The 6,669-nt window shown below is 67.1% G+C and carries 6 protein-coding genes; 1 reads left to right on the top strand and 5 read right to left on the bottom strand.

Annotated elements, in window-relative coordinates; all coding sequences use genetic code 11:
• The 4 genes from DFR72_RS47155 to DFR72_RS28255 all read right to left on the bottom strand — a co-directional run.
• The coding region (locus DFR72_RS47155; RefSeq protein WP_245983583.1) for a chitosanase at nucleotides 1-261 on the bottom strand (261 nt) is incomplete at its 3' end.
• 212 nt (nucleotides 262-473) lie between these two features.
• Nucleotides 474-1,934, bottom strand: coding sequence for an alpha/beta hydrolase (locus tag DFR72_RS28265; protein WP_090068452.1), 1,461 nt, complete (start codon nucleotides 1,932-1,934; stop codon nucleotides 474-476).
• 54 nt (nucleotides 1,935-1,988) lie between these two features.
• The gene (locus DFR72_RS28260) at nucleotides 1,989-2,705 is read right to left on the bottom strand and encodes a helix-turn-helix domain-containing protein (protein WP_090068454.1); all 717 of its coding nucleotides are present in this window, start codon (nucleotides 2,703-2,705) and stop codon (nucleotides 1,989-1,991) included.
• Between the two features lie 168 nt (nucleotides 2,706-2,873).
• On the bottom strand, nucleotides 2,874-4,574 hold the full coding sequence (locus tag DFR72_RS28255) for a S8 family serine peptidase (RefSeq protein ID WP_090068456.1): 1,701 nt from the start codon (nucleotides 4,572-4,574) through the stop codon (nucleotides 2,874-2,876).
• A gap of 229 nt (nucleotides 4,575-4,803) precedes the next feature.
• Here DFR72_RS28255 and DFR72_RS28250 point away from each other — a divergent pair, with 229 nt between their 5' ends.
• On the top strand, nucleotides 4,804-5,901 hold the full coding sequence (locus DFR72_RS28250) for a sugar ABC transporter substrate-binding protein (RefSeq protein WP_090068458.1): 1,098 nt from the start codon (nucleotides 4,804-4,806) through the stop codon (nucleotides 5,899-5,901).
• Nucleotides 5,902-5,908: 7 nt separating this feature from the next.
• On the opposite strand, the gene DFR72_RS28245 is transcribed toward DFR72_RS28250, so the two are convergent.
• Entirely contained in the window at nucleotides 5,909-6,613 is a 705-nt protein-coding gene (locus tag DFR72_RS28245; protein WP_245983581.1) for a hypothetical protein, read from the bottom strand.
• Nucleotides 6,614-6,669: the final 56 nt, after the last annotated feature.

Genomic DNA, 6,669 nt, shown 5'->3' with positions numbered 1-6,669 from the left:
GACGAGGTCGAGCATGTCACCGGTGCCGCTGCAGAAGCCGATGATGCCCGCGGTGTAGCCGCGGCCGTCGTCGATGTCCTCGATGTAGCCGAACTGGGACTTCCAATCCGTGGAGGAGTTCTCCGCGCTGGACACGATCTGCATCGCGATGTCCTTGAGGCGCGGTTCGTCGAGGTTGGCCGCCGAGGCGGTGCCGACGGTGGTGGTGAGGAGAGCGGCGCACGTCAGCAGTGCGGCCGCGAAACGACCAGTGATCTTCACGAAGTTCCCTCCGGGGCAGGGATTGTGGGGGCCCGGGCGGCGTGGGAGCAACGGTAAGCGGTCCACACCTCTATTGGCAAGAGTCTTTACTAATTCGCGAAACGGACATTCGTCCCCAGTAGACGCATTCCGGTGGAAACGCGTACTGGCAAAGCGTTTCCACCGGAACGCCAGAGGGCCCGGCTCGCTCACGAGCCGGGCCCCATTTGTCATCAGCCGTTCTCAGCGGCGCACTTCTGGTCGTTCGGACGCTGTCCGCCGAGCAGGTACTCGGTGACCTTGTCGTTGGCGCACTTGTTCTTGCCGAAGACGTAGGCGCCGTGCCCGCCCTGGTCGATCGTGATCATCGCGGCCCTGTCGCCGAACGCGCGGCGCGTCGACTGGGCGCCGACCAGCGGCGTTGCGGGGTCGCGCTCGTTCTGCACCAGCAGCACGTTGCGCGGGCCCCGGTCGGACGGCAGGACCTGCTTCTCCACCGGCTTCGGGAAGAAGGCGCACGGCTGGATGTTCGCCGCGGCCGCGCCGAACATCGGGTTGCGGATGCGGTCGATCGCCACGTTGCGCTCGTACGTGCCGACCGACGACGGCCAGGTGGAGTCACCGCAGATCACGTTCAGGCGGCCTGCCAGCAGGGCCTGGACGCGCGGGACCTCCGGGTACTCCTGCGGCGGCTGCGGCTGGCCGGTGTCGAAGGCCTTCCAGGAGGCGGCGAGCTTCGAGAAGGCCTCGTCACCGGTGGAGTAGAGCGCCGTGAAGTTGATGAAGCGGAACAGCCTGCCATCGACGCCCTCCACCGAGGGCGTCTTGTCGAGCCTCGCGGCGAGGTCGAAGAACTTGGCGCGCACCTGCTGCGGCGTCGTGCCCAGGTTGTACTCGGGGTGCGCCGCCGCCCACTTCGCGAAGTCCGGGAACGTGTCCTCGACGCCGCGGCCCATCAGCCGGCCGCCCTCGACGTCCCAGCCGCCCTTCGGCAGGTTGCTGTCGATCACGACGCGCTCAGCGGTCTTCGGGAACAGCGTGGCGTACACCGAACCCAGGTACGAGCCGTACGAGTACCCCAGGAACGACGCCTTCTTCTCGCCCAGCGCCGCGCGGACCGAGTCCAGGTCACGCGCGATGTTCGCGGTCGTGTTGTACGGCAGTTCGCCGGCCGAGGACGACTTGAGGCACTGCTCGGCGATCTTCTTGACCTCGTCGGCGCGCTGGCGCACCTCGGCGGAGTTGTTGGCGTACGGAGGCACGCTGCCGTCGGCCATCTGCTCCTCGGTGAGGTCGCATGTGGACGGTGAGCTGTAGCCGATGCCACGCGGGTCCATGCCGATGATGTCGTACGCGTCCTGCACGCCCTGGGGCAGTCCGACCGCCTTCAGCACGGCCGGGAACGTCAGGCCCTCGCTCGGCCCGCCGGGGTTGGTCAGCAGGATCCCCTTGCGCTTCGCGGGGTTCTTGCTGGCCAGTCGAGTGATCATCACCTCGGTCCTGCGGCCCTCCGGCTTGCGGTAGTCGAGCGGCAGCTGCAGCTTTCCGCACTCCAGGCCGGGCAGCGCCACGTCGGTGGGACAGGCGACCCACTGCACCTCGGGCTTCGGCGTGGCGGCGGACGCCACCCCCGGTACCGCCACCAGTGCGGCGGCAGCGGTCACGACCGCGGCCATCGACATCGTTTTTCGCATTAGCAAATACCTCCCCGACGACGCGCCCCTCAGCGCGCCAGAACCAATGGAATGTCAGCCGCTCATGCGGGCGAGAACGTCCAGCTGGGCCTTGTTGTAGAGCTCGACCATGACCTTGATGACCGTCTGCCTCGCGTGCTCCACACCTCGCGGGGCGTCGCTCCACAGACCGGCCGGATCCGGGAACACCGCACGAATCTGCGCCATGTACGGCATCGCACGCATGCCGTCCGCCACGGCCTGCCGGGTCTGCTCGTCCGCGTCCTCCGGCAGGTTGTCGAACGCCACCACCGCCGGGTCCCGCGAGTAGCCCTTCAGCGTCTCGGCGTACCTGGCCAGCGTCTCCGGCGAGAGCAGCTGGGCCAGCACGACGGTGAACGAGCGGTCCTGCGGTGACAGGTTCGCGTTCTCGATCATCGCCGCGACTTCCGGCGGCAGGTCGGTCGGTACCTCCTGGAGGCGGACCAGTGCCAGCTCGGCCCTGATCCGTTGCAGGCGTTCGATCTGCGCGGCCAGTTCGGTGTCGAGCTCCCGCAAGGCCTCGCGAGGATGTTCGTCCCCGTCGCCCAGTTCCGCGATCTGCGTGAGCGACAACCCGAGATCGGTGAGGCGCTTGATCCTCAGCACCCGCACGAGATGGGGCACGCCGTAGCTCTTGTAGCCGTTGGCGCGGCGTTCCGGCTCTGCGAGCAGGCCCACGTCGTGGTAGTGCCGGATCGTGCGCAACGTCGTGCCGGCGAGATCGGCCAGTTGACTGGTGCTCCACGCCACGACGTCCTCCTCCCCGGTTGCTGACGAGACCCAGTTGAAACTATGCCGCTACGGCACGGTCAAGGCAGACCGGAACGTTCAGACGAAGGTTGGGCGGAGAGTCGACTTTCGTCGCACGCAAAAGGCCCCCGGCAAGACACCGGGGGCCTTTTGTCGCCTTACAAGGACTTACAGGAACTGCTTGCCACGGGTGACGGCGCCGTAGGCGTCGACGATGCCGTGACCGTAGAAGCCGTTGAACTTCGCGTCACCCTCACAGGTGGCGTCGAACTCCGGCGTGCGGCCCACGTTGACGTACGACACGGTGCGCGGGTTCGGGCATGCGCGCTGCGTCGCGGTCTTGTAGAGGACCTTCTCGACCTTGTCGGGGTCGAGGGTCAGACCGGGGTTCTTCTTGTCCTTCTTGCCGTACTCGCTGACGATCAGCGCGGCGACACCAGCGGCGTGCGGGGCGGCCATCGAGGTGCCCTGCAGGAACTGGTAGTAGCCGACCTTGTCGCCCTGCACGGCCTTCTTCACACCCGCGGCCAGACCGGCCTCGGTGATGTTGCCGGCCTCGTCGATCGCGCCTTCGGCGAGAGCGACGTTGCGCGGGTAGGTCGACAGGATCAGGTTCTCGTTGGTGCGGTACCACGGCGTGCCGAGGCCGTCGCGGAAGTAACCACCGGGAGCCGAGATCGAGGTCTGCTCAAGGCCGTAGTTCGAGTAGTCGGCCTTGGAGGTCGACGGGCCGAGAGCCGACACCGAGATGACGTGGTTGCCCTCGGTCGGGAGGTTGAGGCACGTCGCGTTGTCGACCGGACGGGTCCGGTTGTGACCCGGCGGGTAGTTCGGGCTCACGGTGTCCTGGCGCGGCTTGCCCAGGTCCTCGTGGTTGTTGCCACCGGCACCGATCAGCGTGACGCCCTTGCGGTGCGCGTAGTTCAGCGCGCGCTGAACGGTCGCGATGATCGTGCGCTGCTCCAACTGCTCCTCGGCCGAGGCCGTGGGGTCGTTGGCGCAGTTCATGTACCAGGGGTCGACGTAGAACGACATGTTGATGACGTCCAGGCCGATGTCGGCGCCGTAGGTGATGGCGTCGACGACGGGCTGCAGGAAGAACGAACCTGCGTCCTGGCCGCCGCGGATGTTGACGAGCGACACGCCGGGTGCCACACCGGAGATGCCGAAACCGTTGGCAGCGGCGCCGATGGTGCCGGCGACGTGCGTGCCGTGGCCGCCGTCGTCCCAGTTCGCCGGGTCGACACAACCGCGGAACTCACACGGGCCGTCGAACACGCCACCGTCGGAGTCGTTCGGGATGTCGACGGTGAAGTTGCGCGAGAGCTCGTTGTTGAAGTTCGGCGCGATGTCCGGGTGGGAACCGTCCACACCGGTGTCGAGAACACCGACGTACACGCGCTTGTCGCCGGCCTGCTTGGCCCGCGCGATGTTGGAACGAACGAGGTTCAGGCCCCACAGGTCCCCGTCGAGCGGGTCCATGCCGGCCGTCGTTCCCTGCTGGGCGGGAGCCTTGTTCGGCTTCTCGCCCTTGTTCTCCTTCTCGACGTTGTCCCGCTTGGCCTTCTCGGCCTTCGCCGCGGGCGCGTGCCCGATCGGCTTCGTCCGAGCGGCACCGACGATCGCGCTCGAAGCGGAAACCTTCTCCGCGAAGCCGTTCGCGGGCGCCTTGACCGTCAGCAGTCCGACGGCGTCGTTGCTCCGCACGACCTCGCCGCCCGCCGCTTCCACGGCGTCGATCGCGAAGTCGCGGTTTCCGGGTTCTTCCAGAAGGACGGTGTACTCCGTGGTCGGCCCTGTGGTGGCCGGTGCGGCCCCCGCCGCCGAAGTGCCCGCTGCGATCAGCGACACCGTTGCCGCCACCGCCATCACGGTTCTGCGCGTTCTCACCTAGCTGTCTCCTCACACCCGGTCAGGGCTGGATCCAACAACACGGTGCGGCCCCCGATTGCCGCCCAAGTTGGACACACTGACACGAAAATGCTCTGCGCATCAGCGCCTTTCGTACGGAATCGAACTGTAGCCGATCGGAAGCGGAGCGTGATGTTATGAGAAGAAATCTTGACTTAACAAGATTCAAGGACTGAACTTCGCGATTATGCGAAGACGGGTAATGGCATCGTCGGCGTGCCTGCTCTTTCTCCTCTCCGCCTGCGGTGACGCAGGTCAGGGGTCTCCGACGCTGCCTACGCGCGGTCCCAAACCAATCGTCGGGGTAATCCTTCCCGACCGAACGACATCCACGCGTTGGGAAGAACAGGACCGCCCACTGCTCACGCAGGCGTTCAACTACGCCGACATCGAACCGTTCATGGAGAACGCCGAGGGCGACGAGGCGAAGTTCGCGCAGATCGCCGACGAGATGATCCGCCGCAAGGTCAAGGTCATGATGATCACGCCGTTGTCGGCGGCGGGCGGCCTCGCGGTGCAGAAGAAGGCGAAGGCCGCGAACATCCCGGTCATCGACTACGACCGGGTCACGCTCGGCGGCACGGCGGAGTACCACGTCGGTTTCGACAGCGTGAACGTCGGCCAGTTGCAGGGCGACGGCCTGCTGAACTGCCTGGGCGACAAACCGGGGGCCCAGATCATCGAGATCCAGGGTGCTCCGACCGACCACAACGCGACGCTCTTCGCCCAGGGGCAGAAGTCGCGGCTGTCCGCGAAGTACGACAGCGGCGCGCTCAAGCTCGTGAAGTCGCAGCCTGTCGCCGACTGGGACAACGTCCTCGGCGGACAGCTGTTCGAGCAGATCCTGAACGAGAACGGCGGCAAGGTCGACGGGGTGGTCGCGGCCAACGACGGCCTCGCCGGCGCGGTCATCGCCGTGCTCAAGAAGAAGAACCTGCGGGTCCCGGTCACCGGGCAGGACGCCACTGTGGACGGCCTGCGGGCCGTGCTGGGCGGCGACCAGTGCGTCACCGTCTACAAGCCGGTGCGCGACGAGGCCGAGGCCGCCGCCAGGCTGGCGATCGCCGTCGCCCGCGGAGACCTGGAGGGTGCCGATGACCTCGCCACCGGCAACCTGCGGGATCCCGTCGCGCGGCGCGACATCAAGTCGGTGCTGCTCGGCGCGACACTGATCAAGAAGGACACCGTCCGGACGCTGGTCACGGAGGGCATCGTCAAGCCGGCGGAGCTGTGCGCCGGGGCGCTGGCCCAGGTCTGCGCCCAGCAGGACATCCTCGGAGGGTAGAGCCCCGTCACGACCTGTCTTGATCAGGCAGGTCGTGACGTCCCGAGATGAACTCCTGCACGGCGATCTTGGCCTTGATGATCGGCTGCCGGATCCTGGCCTCCCTGCGGTACGCGCGGGTGAGCTTGCGCGAACCCTCCAGGTAGCGCCAGCGCGCCCACGGTGAACCGGGCCGTGCCAGCCGCACGGCGCCCACGGCGGGCACCACCGGCACGAGCAGGCCGAGCAGGCCGGTCCAGATCTTGCCCTTGAGCAGCGCCACGATCGCGAAGCACAGGTTCACGGAGATGATGATCACCCGCAGCGTGAACGTGGACGCCGGCGTCGTCTCCGGGTTGAGCTGCAGCACCTCGTCGTAGCCGAACGGGCGAGCGCCCAGCAGGAACGTCCCGGTGAGACCGACGGCGAGGAACACCGCGTCCACGGACAGCCGGCCCGCCTTCGTCCAGTACACGTCCCTCAGGTGCAGGATCAGCGCGAACTCGTCCAGCACCAGCGCCGCGCCCACGCCGAGACCCGCCGCTGCGGCCAGCCTGGCGCCGTGCAGGTCGTCGGGGATGACGAGGCCTGTGACGCTGGACAGGAGCAGCAACACGGTGCCGAACACGACGTGATGCACGTGCGTGTCGCCGTGCACGATGTTTCCCGGCCACCAGCGGACCTTCGCCCTGATCATGCGCACGCTGATACGGATGAACACGAATGTGGTCACCAAACCGATGAAGAAGAAGAGCAGTCGTTCACTGCCGGTCAAGCCACGGCTCCCTG

Source organism: Lentzea flaviverrucosa, from assembly GCF_003350445.1.
GTDB classification, from domain to species: domain Bacteria; phylum Actinomycetota; class Actinomycetes; order Mycobacteriales; family Pseudonocardiaceae; genus Lentzea; species Lentzea californiensis.
This window is presented reverse-complemented; position numbering and strand designations above follow the sequence as displayed.

What these genes read in the sequence shown, in the direction of transcription:
- DFR72_RS28265 (WP_090068452.1), bottom strand. Translation starts at nt 1,934, where the DNA reads ATGCGAAAAACGATGTCGATGGCCGCGGTCGTGACCGCTGCCGCCGCA.
- DFR72_RS28255 (WP_090068456.1), bottom strand. Translation starts at nt 4,574, where the DNA reads ATGGCGGTGGCGGCAACGGTGTCGCTGATCGCAGCGGGCACTTCGGCG.
- DFR72_RS28250 (WP_090068458.1), top strand. Translation starts at nt 4,804, where the DNA reads ATGCGAAGACGGGTAATGGCATCGTCGGCGTGCCTGCTCTTTCTCCTC.